The sequence below is a fragment of the Nocardia sp. NPDC056000 genome (assembly GCF_042269265.1).
Lineage (GTDB): Bacteria > Actinomycetota > Actinomycetes > Mycobacteriales > Mycobacteriaceae > Nocardia.
Map to the genome: position 1 here is coordinate 568,257 of NZ_JBHJXS010000002.1, position 20,324 is coordinate 588,580.

A 20,324-nucleotide genomic window follows, 5' to 3' on the forward strand; every position below is an offset into this window, starting at 1 on the left:
ATGATCGAACTGCCCGGATCGCTGGAATGGCTGGGCTGGCTCGTCGGCATGGAATGGCCGGACGGGAACGAAGACCAGATGTGGGCGCTGGCACAGGACTGGCGCACAGCCGGTGATGACCTGCGCGCGATGGTCTCGTCGATCGATGACGCCAAATACGCGACGCTGGCGGCATATACGGACGGTAAGGGCATCGAGGAGATGTCCCGGGCGTTCGATTCCCTGAGCGGTAAGGGCGGGGACAAAGAGGCGACCTCGCTACCGGATCTGGCGAAGTACTTCGATCAGATCGGTGAATCGGCCTACGGGGTCGGCACCGAGATCGAATACACCAAGCTGATGTTCTACTCATCGCTGGCGTTGCTGGCGGGGGAGATCGCCGCGGCCTGGCTGTTCCCGCCCACCGCACCCGCGGTGGAGGCCGCCGCCACCGTCGCCACGCGCATCGCGGTGCGCATCATCGGCCGCGAGGCGCTGGACGCCATTCTGGCGCGGGTGGCGCGCATGGCCGGTGCGTCACTGGTGAAGTTCTTCCTCAAGCACGCCGCCATCGATACCGCGCTCGGCACGTTGCAGGAGCTCGGCATACAGGAATGGCAGGTGATCGAGGGGCACCGCAAGGACATCAACTGGACCCAGGTCGCGGTGACCACGGTCAGCTCGGCCGCGGGTGGTCTCGCCGCCGGACCGGTCGGCGAGATGATCGGCAACAAGCTGGGGCGGGCCGGGGTCAACCATGTCGTGAGTGCGGGCCTGACCGGCATCGGTGCCGGAGTTGTCGGCGCGGGAGCGGGTTTCGTCGCCGCCACCGGCACCCAGTTCGCGGCGGATGTGATGCAGCACGGCCTGGATCAGGCCATGCAGAACCTGGCCAATACCCAGTTCGATCCGCGCATGCTCACCGCCGGTGTCACCAATGGAGCCATGTCCGGCGTCAATCACACACTGGCGCACAACTTCTGGGACTCCAGGCTGGGTGGTAGCGGCCGCAACATACCCGGTATCGGTTTCCGCCCACCGGAATTCGACGGAGCGAACGGCCTCGGCAATCACGGTGACCTTCCCGGCCTGAACGGCAACGGCGCGAACGGAACCGGTATTCACCCGCCCGGCACGGACGGTGGCGGTACGAATGGCAACGGCCACAACGGAACCGGTGCCACGACCGGTGACGGCGCGAGTGCGGACGGCAGTAGACCGCACCCCGCCAGTTCCGCCGATCCCGGCGACTCCGCCGACCGCACGCACGGCGATGACCGCCCCACCACCGGCGAAGACCGCACCCACTCCAATGGTGAGCCCCTCGCCGTCTCCGACAACCGCAACCCCGCTGCGAACGAAGCCAAACCCACCGACCCCGGTATCGGCCCGAACGGTGCCGCCCCGCACGGCTCCGATGGCACCCATGCCCCCTCCGAAAACCACTCCGGCGCACCATCATCCACCGACCCCGGCACCCGAGGCGCATCTCCCCACGCCTCCGACACCGTCCCCACCACCCCCATCAACGCCGCCCCGAGCGGCGCACCCACCGCCATGGCCCCCGGCGGAACACCACCCGCGTCGACCCCCGGCGGTTCACCCACGACCGCACCGTCCTCCGCGCCCGGCAGCACTTCACCGGCGTCTTCCCCGAGCAGTTCCCCCTCGTCTTCCTCGGGCGCGACGTCACCGGCATCCTCGCCCGGCAGCCCGTCACCCGCCTCGTCATCGGGTGGAACCACACATGGCGCCGGTGCTCCCGGCGAATCCTCACCTGCCGCATCGTCACCTGTTGCCCCGACCGCCGGCGGATCGTCGCCCTCTGCCTCGTCTCCGGGTGGATCGTCACCTGCCGCCTCATCACCCGGCGGCACCGCCCCGGGGACCTCGTCGCCAGGTACCTCGCCCGCCGCTGCCTCCGGCGGCAGCGCGCCCGGTACAGCATCGAGCCCTACCGCAACCTCCGGTGCCTCATCTCCCGGTGCGAACTCACCCGCCGGTGCCAGCCCAGCCGAAGCCCCCCGCGCGGGCGCGAGTTCCCCCAACGCCCCGAACACGAACGCGGGCAACACCTCCGGCGTCAACGCCGGATCGAACCCCAACGCGAACCCCGGAACCCACGACCGATCCGTCTCCGCCGCCCCCCGCGCCTCCGACGGCACCACGGCCCGCCCTGCCGACGGCTCGGCCCCGCGCTCCGAACCCGCACGGCCACAGGCGGGTCCGGAGTCGCGCCCGGCGGACGCCCGTCCCTCCGACACTCGCCCCACAGATACTCGCCCCGCAGACTCTCGCCCCACCGGGGTTTCCGACCCTGGAGCCAAGGCCGAACTCGCCACACCCGAACGATCCGCCCCTCATACGGACGCGCCCACCCCGAAGCCTGATACAGACGCCTCCACCCCCAAACCCGACTCCGAACCCCCGAACCCCGCCGACACGGACCACCGTGCCGGTCACCCCGACGACTCTGCCAATGCCCCTCGTGACCGCGCAGAAACCGTTGGTGACCACCAAGATTCGCCGGATGCTCCCCGGGACCGCGCCGATTCCATCCCGCGTAGCGACGACACCACCCCGCGTAGCGACGGCAGCAGCCCGCGAAACGACGACAGCAGCCCGCGAAGCGATGAGGCCCCTTCGCGAGGTGATGAGACCACCCCGCATCGAGATGAGACCACCCCGCGTGCCGATGACACCGAGCCGCGCGGCGATGATTCGAATACTCGACCGGGTTCGGACGATGGTGTCCGCGACCGCTCGGATACCATTGAGCGACAGCAGGATTCGCAGTCCCCACGCGACGATGCCGCCACTCCGCACGATTCGGATCGATCCCCGCGTGCGGACACCGAAGACGGCTTCCGAGATCGTCCGGACTCCGAAGAGCGGCAGCAGGATTCGCCGCGCTCGGACGACACGACGCCCCATGACTCGGACGCGAAACCCCGCTCGGACGCGGAACGGGATTCCGATCACGCCCGGCCGGACGCGGATGACCGTGGACAGCCGCACCCGGTCCGCGATGGTGCGTCGGATCCCGCTCGCACAGAGAGTGATTCGTCCCAGCGCAGATCCGATGACGATTCCCGCCCCCGCGGCGATGACCCGGACGCCCTGCTGGTGGCCCCGATTCCAATCGCGGACGGCGCGACCCCGCACACGCACGATGGTGCACAACGCCCCGCCGATTCGCGCTCTCGCACGGACCGAGCCGACTCCGACACCGCGCAGCCGCGCCCGAATGCCCGCAAGCCCGAGGACGAGCCCGGCCAGCGTTCCACCCCGCCGGATCGCGGCGACGGTGCGACCCCGCATCCCGGCACCCTGGACGACACCGCGCAATCCCCGGCGCGGCAGGATGATTCGCCCGCCCCCGACCACGACGAGCGCCGCTCCACCCGAGGCCGCTGCGGGGAACTGGCCCTGCGCCTGCTGCGCGATCTCACCGGCAGCGATCGAATCAACCTGCCCGAGCGCACCATCGGCGCTTCGGGCATGTCCCGAGACGAGTTGGTCTCGGCGGCGGGTGGACAACTCCGCGAATTCCCCGACCACGACGCCATCGCCGATCGCCTACGCGATCTGGGCCCCGGCTCGTCGGCCCTGGTCGTCGATCACTACGCCGGTGATGCGGACGCCTACGGCGTCGGCGCACATGCCTATCTCCTGGTCAATGACGGCGGCGAGATTGTCGTCCGGGATCCCGGCGCGGAACGCGAGCACGGCTTCCCGCCGGTGGTGCCCCGCGAAACCCAAGGCACCCACGCGATCCTGTTCAAACCGGACGGTGATCCGGTGCACCGCCTCGCGTCCAAGCAGCGCACCATGCTGGACGAGCGGGTCCGCATCGGTCAAGGCCATCAGCCGGTGCGGTTCCAGCGCACCTCGGACGAGGCCGGTCTCGACCCCCATGCCATGGTGTACGGACGCGAGAACTGGGCAGACGCGCATACCCGTCTCACCGATTCGCAGCGCGAGGCGATTCGTGCCTACCTGGGCGATCCGGGCGGCGACTCGCCGCGCGCACGCCCGGCGGACACTCCCACTCGGGCCGAGATCGACGCGGTCCTGCGCGGCGAGGCCGATCCCACCCCCGAGATCGCCGGCGCCATAGCCGATATTAACGGCGCCCTGAACCTGCACCCGCTCACCGAGCCGGTCATGGTCACCTGGACTGCGGGCGAGAACCCGTTCGCCGGTTCGCCGCCCGATCTGGTCGGTACCACCCAGCATCTCCCGGAGTTCCTGCGCCCCATGCTCGGCGCGCTCCCGTCCCTGCAGGGCGTAACCCACCACATCGAACTGACGGTCCCGGCGGGCACCCCCGCCCTCTTCCTCGGCGATCTCTCCCGCATGGGCGACCGCCTCCCCGCCATGCTCCTGGCCCACGGCCTGGACATCCACATCGACGCCGTCCAAACCCGAGGCGAAGGCCACTTCGGCATCCAGGCCACCGTTCTTCCCCTGGCGGAAACCCCAACCCCCGCAACCCACCCCGACGCCGCACGGGCACGCCCGGACACCGACACCACCCGCGACGAGACCACGGCGACCCGCGAAGACTCCCTCCCCATCCACCCGGTCGCGGATACTCCGCGCACCGATACCGACGCCACCCGCGAAGATCCACAATCGACCCGCCGCGACCCGGAAACCCCACGCCCGGAACCCGGTACGACTCGCACGGATACGCCAGCCACTCGTGTGGACACGCCGACGACGCGTGCGGATACACCTTCTACCCGGGAGGATTCACGGTCGCCGCGTGCCGATGCGCGATCCACGCGTGAGGATGCGCTGCCCACGCGCCCGGACGCCATCGATGCAACGGATTCGCCTGCCACGCAACCGGATTCGTCCGACGCAGCCGGTGGCGGCAAGCCTCCCGAGGATCCTCCGGCGGTGTCGGCCACGCCGGATCCGGATGACCCGAATCATTCCGAGCGCCCGTCGGACGCATCGCTCGATGCGACGAATCCCGATGTCACCCAGCTGGATTCGACTCCAACCGTGGCGGAGGCAATCGATCGCGCCAATGCGGTCATCCGCGAATCGGAGGCGCGGCTGGCCGAGCTGCAACGCCGCCTCGATGACGGCTTCGCCGCCCTGGACCGCATGGTGGCCCGAAACCTGGAAGCGGCGGCCGAAGGCGGCGAACCGGGCCTGGTGGAGGCGCTCGACCGCGCCGGTGACGTCCTCGACGAGACCGTGGCGCGAATGGGCGAGATGCAGCGCCGCATCGACGCCGGACTCGAGGAGTTGGATCGCGCCACCCGCGCCGGTCTCGACCGTCCCATCGACCCGATCCCCGACCACTCCCCGGATACCACTGCTTCGCAACGTGATTCGTCCGACAACTCCCGCGACCACGCCGACTCCGACCGCCACGACACTGCCCCGGATCAGGCCCGCGGGCTCGACGGCACCTGGCAACAGGACGGTCCACCCGAGCATTCGCGTCGCGAAGACGGCACGTGGCGTCAGGAAGACGCGCCGGCCCAGGCCCGCCGCGAGGACGGCACCTGGCAACAGGACGGTCCCCCGGACCAGTCCCGCCGACCCGACGGTTCCTGGAACACCGACGACCCGAACACCACCCGCACCGACATCCCGGTCAGCGAGCACACCCGCGCAGACGACACCCGCACGGATCTGCCAACCGGTGATCGCACGCGCGTAGACGACACCCGCACGGATCTGCCCACCGGGGATCGCACCCGGGTGGACGACACAAGTCCCGACTTGCCGGCCAGTGATCGCACGCGGGTGGACGACACCCGCACGGATCTGCCGACCGCCGAGCCGGCCGAGATTCCGCCCACGCCAACGGATGTCCAGGTGTGGCCGGAGCCCGCATCCCCCGCGGCCCGTGCGGAAGGACCGCTGCAGCGGCTGCGGGATATCGCCTCGGAGATCGGGTCGCTGCTGCGCGAGCCGCGCGTTCCGCACCCGAAGCACGGTTCGGGCAATCGGCTCGACGGTTTCGGCGCGAAGTTCCTGGAGAACGCCGTCACGTTCCTGCTCGGCGGTCACGTCGACCCCGCACTCACCTCGAACGGCGGTGTGCGACTCCTCAAGGAGCTGGTGGACCTGTTCCGTGAGCGTCGCCGGATCATGGAGTTCTTCCGTGGCATAAACGCCGATCGCCCGGATGATTTCGTTATCCCGAGGAATCCGGACGGTTCGGAGAACCGTTACTGGGAGACCGAGGCGGATCCGCGTCTGGCCGCGGATGTGGATGTTCCCGAGCGGCTGCGTGATCACTGGGTCGATCTGGATGCGGCTCTGCCCCAGCCCGATCCGGCCGAGCCGACCGGCAGGGAGGACACCCGCGCCGATATCGCCCTCCCGACGCAGGGTGATGCGGACCGCCGCGCCCTCGAGACCCAACTGTCGAATCTGGCAGCACGTTTCGGTGTCGCGCTGCCAGATTACAGTCAGCTGTCCTTACGCCTGGCCGAAGCCGATATCCGCGCCCGGGTGCAGCAGCGGAGCGAGGCGATCGATCATTTCGAGGATGTCGCCAACCGCTACGAGGCCGAAGACCGCCGCGCCCCGTTCAGTCGCGAGCTGCCCCTTGATCTGAAGGGCTTGCTCAGTGACGATCCGGGCCGCCGCTTCCTGCGCGAACTGCTCGGCCCTGACGCCGTGACGATCCTGGACAACCACGGCGTCAACAACAATCACGCCTCGGTGCCCCTGGACACCGAACTCCTGGACCGTTACCGCGAGGTCGGTGAGCAACGCCGTGCCCTGGCCGAAGAGCGCACAGCCCTGTCCGACGAACTCGACGTCGATCTCACCCGCGAAAATCTCGTCCCGGTCCTGAACCGCTTGCGCGCGGACGCTCTGCGCCAGGACCTCCTGGCCGAGGTCTTCCACGAACTGGCGGGCCAACACGAACGCCTCCCCGCCCCGGCCGCACCCACCCCGCTCGACGCCGCCCCAACCCACCCCGACCTCTCGGACGCCACACGCACCGATGCGACGCGCCCGGAGTCTCTGCCGTCGAACGAGACTCGCACTGATGCGACGCGTCCGGAGCCGTTGCCGGCCGACGACACCCGTACGGATGCGACGCGTCCGGAGCGACTGCCCTCGAACGAGACTCGCACCGATGCGACGCGTCCGGAGCGACTGCCGGTCGATGACACCCGTACGGATGCGACGCGCCCCGACCTGACGCGTCCGATCGGGGAGGACGCGGGCCCCGAACCCGACCAGCCGCGTAGGCCGGACGGTTCGTGGCGCACCGACGAGCCGGGCAATACGCGAGTGGACGACACCCGCCCCGATCTGCCCGGCCCGGATCAGCAACCGGGACAGCGCCGTTCGATGGACGACGACGCCGAGGGTCCGGAGTTCTTCGACGAAGGCGACTGGGGCACGGTCGACCACACCGGTGAAGGTGATGGCCCCCAGTTCTTCGACGGAAATGACTGGGGAAGTGAGCATCCCGCGCCACAGGAACATGCTCAGGACCCGCATGCGCAAGCGGATCATGTTCCGGCGGACCATGATTCCGCCGATGCGCCCACGCCCCCGCAGGACGGCGATTGGTCGCCGCACCCGGATGACCGCTGGTCCACCATGGATCGCGAGACCATCGAACGCACGCTGCGCGAGGATTTCGCCCTCGTAGTCGAGGGTTTCGACAATCCGAACGTGCATCCGGAAGCGTTGCGCGAGTTCGCCCGTGCGCTCGAATCCGTACTCTCCCGCTATCCGGTCGTCGATCTGCGCCGGGTGGTGATCGGTGAGATCAGCGACGCCACGGTGTACGCCGAGGCCTGGCCCGCACTGGGGCCGGACGGCCATCCGACCCATACCGACTACATCGTCCTGAACCAGAAGTTCGCCGCCGACCCGCATGAGCTGGGCCGCCTGCTCACCGGCGATGAGGTTCGGAGCGGCATGGTCCCGGGTTCGGGTGCGCGCCCGATCTTTTCGACGATCGTGCACGAACTCGGCCATTCGGTGGACTTCGCGGGCAATATCGTCGCCCGAGAGCACGCCTTCGACGCCCTCGCCGACCATTTCGAGGAGAAGTACGGCCCGATCAAGGGTAATGAGGAGGCGTTCCGGGCGTGGCTGGGGAAGCTGAGCCGGTACAGCTTCCAAGAGAACGGCATGTTCCACCCGAAGGAGGCGCTCGCCGAAGCCTTCGCGGATGTCGAACTCAACGGCGAGGCCGCGAGCGAGCCCGCCAAGGTGCTGTACTGGACGCTGCTCGACGCCGCCGAGGCCAGATGGCATGCCGATCACCAGGCGGGCGACGCACCGCGCGATCCGCGCGCGGTGGGATCCGATCCGGCGCAGCACCTTCCCGCCGCCGCGAGTCACCCCGCGAATGAAACTGGCCCGCAGGATGATTCGGCGCCCGGGCGGCGGGGACCGAGCAATCATATGGAGCCGCAGGGCCCCGAACCCGAACCGTATCGCCCGAGCGCCGAGGCCCCGCCGCAGCAGCAGGCGGTACGCGATCTCGCGTACCCCGCCGAGGCTCCGGACGCCTGGGCGGGTCGTCCCGCACCGGCCGAACTGATCGCGGTCACCGAGGTGCTGGCACAGACCGAACCGGGCCGCGAGGCGCTGGCCGCATTGCGCGAAGCCGGTGTCACCCTGCGCCTCACCGACGGCGCGGGTGCGGGCCTCACCGATGGTGCGGGTGTGGGCACAGCCGACGCGTACCACGCCGCCACCCGTGAACTTGTCATAGACACCCACGACCGTGGCCAACTGGAGCAGGCGTCCGCGATCGTCGCGGCGGCGGCTCATCTCGATACGCTCACCGGCCCCCGACCGGAGTCCGCGGCACCGATTGATCGCACCGAGCCCGACGGCGTCACCGAACCGGACCGCACGGCGTTCACCGACCCGGACTTCGATCTCGCCGATCGCGGGTTCGGTGATCCCGATTCCGATTTCGCCGACCGGGACTTCCACGATTCCGACGGCACCGACCGCCCCGGCGCGGATGCGGAGATTCGCCCCGCGCTCGATCGCAGTCCGGAGGACCGTCTGCGGGCCGCCGCCGACTCCTTCGCACGGCAGGCGGATTTCGAGCACGCCCTGCGCGCGGCCGGTTATGGACCCGCCTCGAACGCATGGCACGATCGAGCCGAGGTGGACTACCGCCGATCGGTGCAGGACGATTACGTGCGCGCCGGCCAAGACGCCGTGCACGCCGCCCGCACGCACGACCCCGGGCTGTCGGACGCGGACGCCCGCGATATCGCTCGCAAGGCCGGTATCGAGGCACTGCTGGCCGATGACCGTTTCACCGGCGGCGGCGATGAGCGGCCTTTCCCCGCGAATGACATCGGAAACCGCCCCGACGCCATCGCGGATCAGTTCGACGAACCGCTCGTGCGCGGTCACGAACCCGTCGCGGGCCAGGAGCCGCTGCGCGGGTCCTGGCAGGAACATCCACTGCCGCTGGAGCTTTCGGCCGCGCGGGATCAGCTGCGCCTGACCGGACTCGACCATCGAACCGGCACCGATGTCAGCCGCTGGGCCGTCGAAACCCTGGACCGGCACGGTGTCGCCATCCGATTCAGTGGTGAGCCGGAGGCCTCGGCGCGAGTACTGCCGGACGGCCGCACCCAGTTCGGCCCGCTGATGGGTTATGACCCGGCCACGAATACCGTTGTGCTGCCGTATCCTTCGAGCTCGCACGAGCGTGCGGTCGCCGATCTGGTGCACGCGGCGATGATGGTCGATGCCCTGCATTCGGTCGAGGGCCCGCCGGAGCGCTTCGCGCTGACCCGCGAAGAGTACGTGCGCATCATGCTGGACAGGCAGGCCGAGGGCTTGGCCCTGTCCTACGAGAACAGCCGAATCATCTACGAGCGCGGCGGTTTCGAGCGCCCGCCGGTGCGCGACCCGCTCGAGCGCGCCTTCCTGGAGACCAGGCAGAAAGCGCTGGAGACCGCGACCAAGGCTTACCGGGGCAATGACGCCGCCACCCGCCGCATGCTGGAGGCCGCCGCCCACCGCGCCGCCGTCCGCGAGGTACGCGCGCGGCTGGTCTCCGACGGGCCCCTGGTGGCCCGCTACGGTGACCTCGGAGTCGTACACGGCGCGGAATGGGATCGCGCACGCGGTCTTTCGCCGAGGACCGAAGCCACCCCCGCGCCCGTGCACGGTAAGGACACCCCGGCGGCCCGTGAGCGTCGTGCCGCCGACTACGCCCTGGGGATCGAACACCTGCGCCTGCTCCGCGATGCCGGTACCCCGATTCCGACCGGCCCGGCGGAACGCGCCTACACCGCGGCCTACGACAAGGCACTGTCCCGAGCGGGCGATGCCCCGGACGCCCACACCCGCGCCTACGAGGCGGGTGTCGACGCCCTGAACCGCTATCTGAGGAAGACCGGCCTCGATGCCGCCGAAATAGCCTTCGACGTGGTCCGCTCCTACGGCGAACCCAACGACCCGCGCTGGGGCCGCCCCCTCAATATCGACCCGGCTCCGCCGCACTCCGACCACTCCGAACCAGCCCCCGATCCCCGCGTACCGCCACCGCCCTCCGATCACGTCCCGGCTCGGGATGAGCCGTCCGCGCATCCGGATCGTGAGGCCGAGAACGCCGATCCGGCGAAGCGAGCCGCCGATGACGCGATGCGTGGCGGTTACCCGGTTTCGGAACGGCTGACCGACCATGTGGTGCGGGAACCCGCGACCACCGGCCCGCAATCCAAGTTGATCGTGTACGCAACCGAGGGCGGCCATATGGCTGCCCTGGAGGCGCTGGCCGCGCGGGATCCCCACTACGCGAATGCCCTGTGGGACAACGCGCATCGCATCGAGTACCGACAGGTCATGCCGGACGGCGCGGGCGGTTTCCGCACCGATGTGATCTCGGCCCATCACGCCGAGGGGGATATGCGTCGCCCCAGCCATACCGAGGCGCTCGGCGAGATGCTCGCCCACTATCTGCGCTACCGCGAAAATGGCTCTACCACACTGGGATTCGAGCATTGGCTACGCCAGCTCGGTCCGAACGCGTTCGAGTCCACCACGCGCCCGCGCTTCTCGATGAACCGCGATCGCATGCACGAGCAGGTGCCGACGAGTCTGTCGGATCGCTTCCTGGGCGTCGGCCACCGGATGGCGGACTCCGATCCCGCGATCGCACACCCGCATCCGGCCGCCGTGGCCCGCGATCTGGTGACCCGCCGCCTGTCGATGCCGGTGTGGGAGGGCGAATCGCCCGATGCGCACCGCGTCCAGGATCCGGACCGCTACACCCGATTCCAAGTCCGTGTCGGCGATGTCGATCTGCACATGTGGCTCGAGCGAGACGGTCGCGGCGGTTGGCGCGTCCCCGGCCCGACCGGAGCCGGTGGCCCATCGGATGTGCTTGCCCACCAGTTCCGCCATCTCACCGACACCGATCCGGTCCGGCTGGCCGACCGCATCGCCACCACCCTGCGTGACGGCGCGGCCCCGCTGAGCGGCGAACCGCAACGCCCGCGCGGCCTCTGGCAGCGCCTCACCGACCGCTTCGGTGGCGATGCCGGCACCCCCGCCGACAACCCCCGTCCCCGAAATGGCGACGATCCGGGCGCTCCCGGTCAGCGCCGCGCCCTCGACCCGGACCATGCCCGCCGCCCCGCCGAGGACAGTGCGCCCGAGGACCGTTCCCGCGCCGACGATGACTCCACCCCGGGTGAGCGCACCGCCGATCCCGCGCCCGATTGGTCCCCACGCCCGAATGATGAATGGGCGCAGCTGAATCCGGAGCAGATCGCCGAGCGGCTCACCGAGCGCTGGGGCCTGGAGGCCTTCAACTTCGACGATCCGCGCGTCGATGTCGAGGTGCTGCGCGAATTCGCCCGAGGCATCGATGACGAGATGACCCTGCATCCGGACGCCCCGCTGGGAAGGGTCGGCATCGGCCCGGTCGAGGACGGCGATCGAGTCGTCGGCGAGGTGCATCCGGATGTCGGTCCGGACGGCCGGATCTATGCCGAGACCATGGTGCTCAACGAGCGGTACGCCACCGATCCCGCCGAATTCGCCCGTATGGCCCGGGTGAGCGAGTCGATCCGCGATTCGGTGCCGAACTCCGCCGAGCGCCCGATCTACGCGACGGTCGTGCACGAGTTCGGTCACGTCCTCGACCTGGCCGGTGAGATACGCGCCCGTAACGCCGCTTTCGATACGCTGCTACAGCACTACGAGCAAACTCGGGGCACCACAAAGGGTTTCGCCGATTGGCTGAACCAGCTGACCACCTACAGCTTCAAACCGGGCCTGTTCAACAAGCTGTTCAACGCCCACGAGGCGCTCGCCGAGGCGTACACCGACGTGCGCCTGAACGGCGATGCCGCCAGCGAACCCGCCAAGATCCTGCACAAACTCCTGATCGACTCGGCCGCGCTGCGCGGCACCACCCCGGTCCGCCGCCTCGACTTCGATCCCGAGCGCGTGGCGGGTCGTGACCGCCCGGCTCCGCCACCCCGCGACACCTACACCCCATTCAACCCCGACGGCACCCTGAAACCGCCCCGGGCCTTCGCCGAGGGCGACCCGACCCCGCGCGCGAACGAGGCCGCCCCGGCGACTCCGCACCCCGATGGCGCGGCCCCGATCCAGCGCACCGACCACGCGCCCACGCCCGAGGACCATCGTCCGAGCGCCGCGGACAATCCGCGCCGTCGGATGGCATTGCCCGGCGACGATTCGGTCGATCCCGCCGCCACACCGCTCGATCCCGCTGCCGCGCAGCACGATCCGCCCTCCCCGCCGCATGATCCCCCCACCGCCGAACACGCCGCACCCGATGCGGCGGCGCACGAACCTCCGGCGGACTGGTCGCCGCGCCCGGATGACGCCTGGTCGAACCTGGACCCGGAGCAGATCAAGGAGCGGCTGGAGCAGCTCTGGAATCTGGAGATCATCGGTTTCGATCATCCGCGCGCCGATATCGAGGTGTTGCGCGAGCTCGCCCGCGCCGTCGACGACATGATGAACCTGCATCCCGATACCAAGCTCGGCGTCATCGAGATCGATGAGTTCAGCGAGGATCGCGAGGATGTCGCCGCGTTCGTGGACCCCGAAATCGACGCGGACGGCCGGATTTTCGGCGAAGCGATCGTGGTGAACATCGATTTCGCCGGCGATCCGGCCGATTGGGCCGCCAAGGTTCGCGCGGGTGAGGCCGCGGGCATCTTCCCGCCGGGCATCGGTGCGCGGCCGATCTATTCGGCCTTCGTCCACGAATTCGGCCATGTGCTCGAACTGCACGGTGAAGCGCGGTCGCTCGACCGTGCCTTCAACACCCTGCTCGACCACTATCGGGAGACGCGCGGCACCAGGGTCGGGTTCTATGACTGGCTGGGCCGGCTGAGCCGCTACAGTTTCGACGAGTACGGGGATTTCTATCCGTCCGAGGCCGTGGCCGAAGCCTTCACCGATGTGATGCTCAACGGCGACGCCGCGACCGAACCGGCCAAAATCCTGTACCGGTTGTTGCTCGACGATGCCGCATTGCGCGGCACCGAACCGCCCCGCCCGGTCGATTTCGACACCACCCGCCCGGATGACACCGCGGGCGGCACCACCCCGCCCGCCCGCAATATGATCCCCGGCGGCCCCGGTCCGGACGGTACCGAACCGACCGTGCCGCGGACTCCGGGTGAGCCGCCGAATAACACCGCACCGCAGCGTTCTTCGCCCGACGACCCGACCCTCGAACTGCCGACCCTCGATCCGACGGTAGCGATCCCGTCCTCGGAGGCTCCGACGGTCGAGCTTCCCGCGCACCCGGACGGCGCGAATCATGAAGGCGCGCCGGTGGATCCGGCCACGGCCTCGCCCGCACTGCGCGATGTGGGTGATCTGCTGCGGCAGTTGCCGCCGCAGCAGGGCCTGCCGCGCACCCCGGAGCAGCAGGCGCATATGGCGCGCCTGCTGGACGCGGTCGGTCTCGGCGACGCCCTGGCCCGTCATCCCGATCCGCTGGAGGCCCTGCGTGCGGTCGCCGAGACCGCAAGGGAGCACGGTCATTTCGGCGACCCGGACCGGGGCACGCCGACTACTCCGCTGCACAATGACGAATCGGCGGCTCCGCCGCGGCGGTTGGCGCTGGAGCCGGGCTCCGGCCCGATTCGCGAGGGTGTTCCCGCCGAGCCGCGTGCCCTGTTCATGTCCGAGCTGCGCGATGAGATCGCGACCCGGCTGGGCCTGTCCGACGCGGATCTCGTACCCACCCGCCTGGCCGATCTCGCGGGCGAGATGCAGTACCGAAACCTGTTGCGCGCCGGCGCGATCGAGGAGCTCGCCCGGCTGTCGCAGCAGCACGACTCGGCCGCCGATCCGGCGCAGCGCGCCGAACTCGCCGCCGCACGGGACGAATGGGCCCGCCTGCTCGGCCACGGCGCGGACACCGACCGCCTCGCCCCCGAGCACCGCGACGCGTTCCTCACCGAGCTGCGCGATGAAACCCTGCGCCGCGCCGAGGATGTCGCGGACCTGGTGGCCGCGGCCAATTACACCGGTGACACCCCGGACGTCCGGCACCTGGCGCTGGAAGCCGACGGTCAGCGTGTGCACGTGCGCGTCACCACTGATCCGGACGGCGCACAGCACATCGCCCCGGCGAACCGCCCGGAACTGCCGACCCATCCGACGCCGGAGAAGCCGACGCCGGAGAAGCCCCATCGCTCGCTGCTGCGCCGTCTGTGGGATTCCCTCAGGGGCGGCTACGGCGGCTACTCGCCGAAGTACGGTTCCGGCTCCAAGATCGACAGCAAGTACCTGACCGGTATGACGATGGAGGTCGGCTACCTCATCGGCAACCACAATATGGAGCACCTGAAGGAGGGCTTCAATCCGGTTCGCATCGGCAAGGAAGCCGCGACGGTCTGGAAGTCGCGTGAGCACATCCCGCTGTTCAACCGGCTCTTCTCGCGCATGCGCGATGTATCGGGCGATGCGGTCCCGATGCACACCGCCGCTGGCGAATATCAGCCGTGGCTCACCGAGGCCGATCCCGAGGTGCGCGCGGCGATAGAGGACAGCGTGCGCAGGGCGGGTCAGCTGCCCGCCGCGGACATGCCCGCCCTGCCCGCCCCGGCAGCACCCGAACTGCCCGCGGCGCAGCATGATCCGGCCCCGGGACAGCATGATCCGGGTATTCCGCAGCCGCTCGCCGATGCCGTCGATGCCCGCGCCGCCGCACTCGCCGAGCTGCTTCGCCTGACCGGTCTCACCGATGTCGATCTCACACGCACGGATGCGGAATCGCTGCGGGACGCGCTCGAGAAGTCCGACTATCTGGCCATGCGCCGCGCGGGCGCGATCGAGGCGCTGGCCAACGTGTCCGAGCGCTACAACACCGAGAACGCCCGCATCCCGTTCAGCGAGGAAGTGAGCTTCTTCGATCAGGATCCGCTGGGCCGGTTCCTGCGGGAGATGGCGGGCGCACGGGGGGACAGCACCGCACTGCTGCGCTGGGAGGGCGTCAACAACAGCGCCGATCCCACCCGTGAATTCGACAATCTGAATGCCGATGAGCCGTACGCGATGTCCAGCAAGGAGGCCAGGCTCTTTGCGAATGCGCTGCTGCGCGACCAGATTCGAGATGAACGCTCGAATTGGGCGCAGCTGCTCGGCATCGAACTGGACGCGCTGTCACCACCGGAGCGCCTGGCCCGCACCATTGCCGATTTGCGCATGGAAATGCGCGATCAATTCGATTCCATCGCCGAATTGTCCACCGCCGTCGATGATTTCGTGCGTGCCGATGCCGAGGCGAGTGCGCAACGCCAGCTGCTCGTCGACGGCATCGCCCGCGGCTGGCTCGATGATCGCGGTGGCGTCACCCTCGATCGCGGCGTCGGCATCTATCCGGGCGACGCGCCCGGTGATCCGCATCGCCTGGTCGTCATGCGCGGTGCGACCGACCACGACACCCGTCTCGCCGAAGTGCTCGCGGAGCATCCGCGCCTGGGCGAACTGCTGAATTCCGGTGCGCTGCGGCTGGATTACCAGTTGGCGCTGCTGGACGAGCACGCCGTGGTGCACATGTTCGAGGGCGAACCGCCGCAGGTGCGCTTCCAGCATGTCGATGTGGACGGCCGCGATATGGCCGTCACCATGCTGCGCGCGGGCGACGAACCCTGGCGTGCGCTCTCGCCCGGGCTCGAACCCGTTGCCCCCCAGGGTGAATTGCCGAGCGGTCAGCCCGAGACGCGGCGCGATCCGGATGCGGTGCGCACCGCCCGCAATGAGGTCGCGGCCCGGCTGTCGCAGTTCCACATGGATTTGAACTCGGCCCGGCTGGACGACACCATCGCCGCGCTGCACCAGGAGAACGCGCTGCGCGCCGCCCAGATCGAGGGCGCGGTCGATTTCATCCGCACCACCGATGCCATCGACAACTTCCACGATCTGACCAGGCTCCGCGAACAGCTCGCGCATCGCCTCGGCGTCGATCCGGCCGAGCTGACGCCGGAAACGGTGGCGCACAAGCTGTCCGAGCTGTCCCGCCTGACCGACAAGTCCACCTGGGACGCGCGACGTGCGCAGCAGGTCCAGGATCTGGTCAACTACGCCAAACGGCTGCGCGAGCTGGACGAGGGGGCGGTGCTGGCGGCCCGCGACCGGCTCGCGGTCCGGCTCGGAATCGAGCCCGAGGAGCTGTTCCCCAAGAAGCACAGTAAAGACCTGAGCAGCTACGCGCCGGATCCGAAGGGCCTGCACGCGAAATCGCTGCACAAGGTCATCGACGGGCTCATGCGCCAGCCGGAGCAGCGCGCGAACCTGCATGCCGCGCTCACCGAATTCGCCCGCGCGCTGGGCGCGATCGATCCATTCACCGACGGGCTGCGTTTCGATCCGGCCACCGATCCGCGGGTAGCCGAGGGCGAACTGCCGATCCATCAGCCCGAGGCGGCCGGACCGCTGCGCGCACTGCTGACCGATCTGGTCGGTGAGCCGCCGACCAGCGACGCGCCGTCGCGAGCGGCGGAGGTGTGGTCTCGGCTGCTCGGGGTCGAACTGGGCGTCGACCCCAAGCGCTGGGCGGAGGTCTACGAGGCGTATCGCGACGGCAAGATCGACAAGCATGAGCGGCTCACGCCCGAACGGCTGTCGGACGTGCTGGCCGAGTTGCGGGAGGAAGTTCGCACCCGCGCGGCCGATATCGAGGAACTCGCCGCACTGGCGGCCGAGCACAACCGGCTCACCGAACCCGCGCCGGCCCCGCTACCCACCGATCCCAAGCAGCTGGCAGATGAGGTCAACGCGACTCGTCAGGAGATGGATCGCGCAGGTTCCCTGCGGGATTACGCGCTGACCCGGCTCGGATTCGATCCGGGCCGCGTCATCGGGGAATCCGATCTGACCCGGAATCGACTGGCGGGCACCATCGATTACCTCTCGACCCGAGACCACGGCATCGCGCCCGCGGCGGTGGACCCGCGCATCGCCGATGTCCGTCGTGCCGCCGAGGACTACAACCGTGCCGCCGACCGCCTGGCCGAACTGAGCGCCGCCCATGACGCGGCCGTGCTCGCCGCCGCCGACGACACCTCCGCGACCGGCGCCTGGGAGCGCGAAATTCGCAGGGCCACAGCAGATCTCACCGCTCTCATCGGAAATCTGCCGCTGGACCCGGCCGCGCTGACCCCGGACAACTATCACACCGCCATCGACGAGGTCGCGGCCCGCAACCTCCCGATCGAGGAGCATGCCGCCTGGACCGATCGGGTCACCGATATCGTGCGTGCCGCCGAGCGCCTGCATTTGGCGCAGGACGGCCTGGCGCGCGCCGAATCCGATCTGATGGACACCGTTCGCGCCGCCGCCACCCCGCTCGAGGTGGCGCGCCGCGGTCTGGCGGACGCCGAATTCGAACTCGGGTTCGCCAATATCCACCGCGATATCGTCAATATCGGCCGGGATGGCCGAGATCCCACCGCCCCCACCCGGCCCCCTACCACCGATCCGGAGGCGCGGGCCGAAATGTCCGCCGCCGCAGATCGAGTCGCCCGCGCCGAGGCCGCCGTCTCCCGCTGGCAAGCCGAACTCCGCCGCCTCGAACTCGCCGCCACTCCCGCGGATATCCAGCAGGCCGCCGACCAGGCCCGCGACACCGCCCACACCGCGCTGCGCGAAGCCATCATCGCCTTCCGCGAAATCACCGAACTCAACGTCTCCGAATCCGACCTGAGCCCGGCCGATTTCGCCGAGACCATGGCTCGCCTCGAAGGCAGCCGCGTCCGCTTCGACCTCGGCGATCCGGCCGCCGCCCTGCAAACCCTCCGCACCGCCGCCACCGACCACCATCGAGCCGAGGCCTTCGCTCGCTGGATAGCCGAAAACCTCACCCCCGCAACGACCCCCGACCCCCCACCCGCCGACCCCCGGGTGGCCTGGGCTGATTACCCGACCCCGCCGACGGATCCGCGTGTGGCGTGGGCTGATTACCCGACCCCGCCGACGGATCCCCGGGTGGCGTGGGCTGATTACCCCAAGCCCGAATCGCCGCAGCCGACTCCCCGTGACCCGCGCGTGGACTGGGCCGACTACGAGAAGCCGTCGGACAACTCCGCCCCGCCGATCGACCCCGACGCGGGCGAAGGCGGTCCCGCCGAGTCGCCGACCGGCCCACCCTCGGACAACCCCGGCGGTGCCGGGTCTCGCGGTGAAGCCACCCCGCCAACGGCAGATCCGGCCGGGCCGCGTTCCGAGGGTCCGCCCGCCCCCGATGACAGTGCGCCGCAGACCGATCCGGAGTCGGGGTCCGGGGACGATCGCGCGTCGGACAACCGGGCCGGTTCGCTGGAACAGCGGCCAGGCGCCGATGATTCGGAGCGGCAGCACACTCCGGAGCCGGAGTCGCCGGGTGACGGTGGTCAGGAGCCGCCGAGCGATGTCTTCCGTTCGTCGGCCGATGAACCGGATGGCCCGGACGCGTGGTTCGAGCGGATGCGCGCCGAACAGGCCGACTGGGATGCGCGCATGGACGCCGAGCGCGCTGAATGGCTGCACGGCCTAGCCGATCTGGAAGTGCCCGGCTCGATGGACGAGCGCTGGGCTCGCTTCCAGGCCGACACCGCTGACTGGCTCGCCCGCATCTCCGCCGAACGCGCCGACTTCCTCTGGGAGATCGCGGGCGGTCGCCCCGACACCGAACCCCCCACCACCCCAACCGATCCGAACCCCGGCGACCCGCCGGAAGGCCCCGGCCCGAGTGGTCCCCGCCACCCCGGCCCGACCGGCGGTCCCACCCGCCCCGGCGCCGACCCCGGCGCGGTCGAGCCGCCGTCCGATCCTCGCGTTTCCTGGGCGGATTACCGCGATTCGTCCGAGGCCTCGAACGCCCCGGCCGACCCTCGTGTCGACTGGGCGGATTACCGCGATTCGAATGAAGCTCCGGTACCCGCGAGTGAAGCGCCTACGGTCGAGGTGGATACGGCGAAGTTCGCGGTGCCGCCGAGTGAGGCTCCGACGGTGGAGCTCGGAGCGGGCCTGCCCGCGAGTGAGGCTCCGACCGTCGAGGTGCCCGCGCATCCGGCGACGGCCGAGGTGACGGTGCGGGATCCGCTGGCCGCGCCGCCCGGTGATCCGCATGCGGCACAGACGCGGACGATGGAATTGCCCTCGGGCGCACGGGGTGACGGTGAGATCGTCGCGCCGGTGGATCCGGTGCTGGCTTCGCCCGCGTTGCGGGCGGTGGGGGAGTTCCTGACCCAGTCGCCGGGTCCGGTTGTCGGCGCGCGGATTCCGGAGCGGGAGGCGTACGGCCGCTGGTTGGCGAATGAGCTCGGGCTGGGCCCGGCGCTGGCGCGACATGTGGATCCGCTGTCCTCGCTGCGTGAGGTGGCCGAAATTGCCCGTGCACGTGGTCATTTCGGTGACCCGGAGCGGGGCGTCCCGCCGCGCGCCCTGCGGCCGGACGATCTCGCCCCGCTCTCGGCGGATGAGCGGGATCGCGGCCTGGACCCGCGCACCCGGCCCGATCCGGGAACCCCGGCCCGCGGCGACCTGCCGCTCTCACCGTGGTCCGAGGTGAATCGCGATTTCTCCCAGCAGGATCCGCGCGTGCGAAGCCTGGATGAGCTGCGCACCGAGATCGCCGACCGTCTCGGTTTGTCCGATGCCGACCTGGCCCCGGATCGCCTGCCCGATGTCGCTGGCGAGCTTCAGCTCCGAAACCTGTTGCGCGCCGGTGCGATCGATGCGCTGGACACCGTATCCCGGCAGCGTGACCAGGCCCTGGACCCCGCCGACCGCGCCCGGCTGACCGCCGAGCGCGACGAATGGGCCCGCCTGCTCCGCATCGACGACCCGGAAAGCCTGGCCCCCGCCGCCCGCGACGCCAC

At 69.8% G+C, this 20,324-nt stretch carries 1 protein-coding gene (only partly in view); it reads left to right on the forward strand.

The features are described from left to right. On the forward strand, positions 1–20,324 hold the 5' portion of the coding sequence (locus ACFC4D_RS07445; RefSeq protein ID WP_376062113.1) for a hypothetical protein. 13,255 nt of this gene lie beyond the right edge of the window; only the first 20,324 of its 33,579 coding nucleotides appear in the window; it begins with the start codon at positions 1–3; the stop codon falls past the right edge of the window.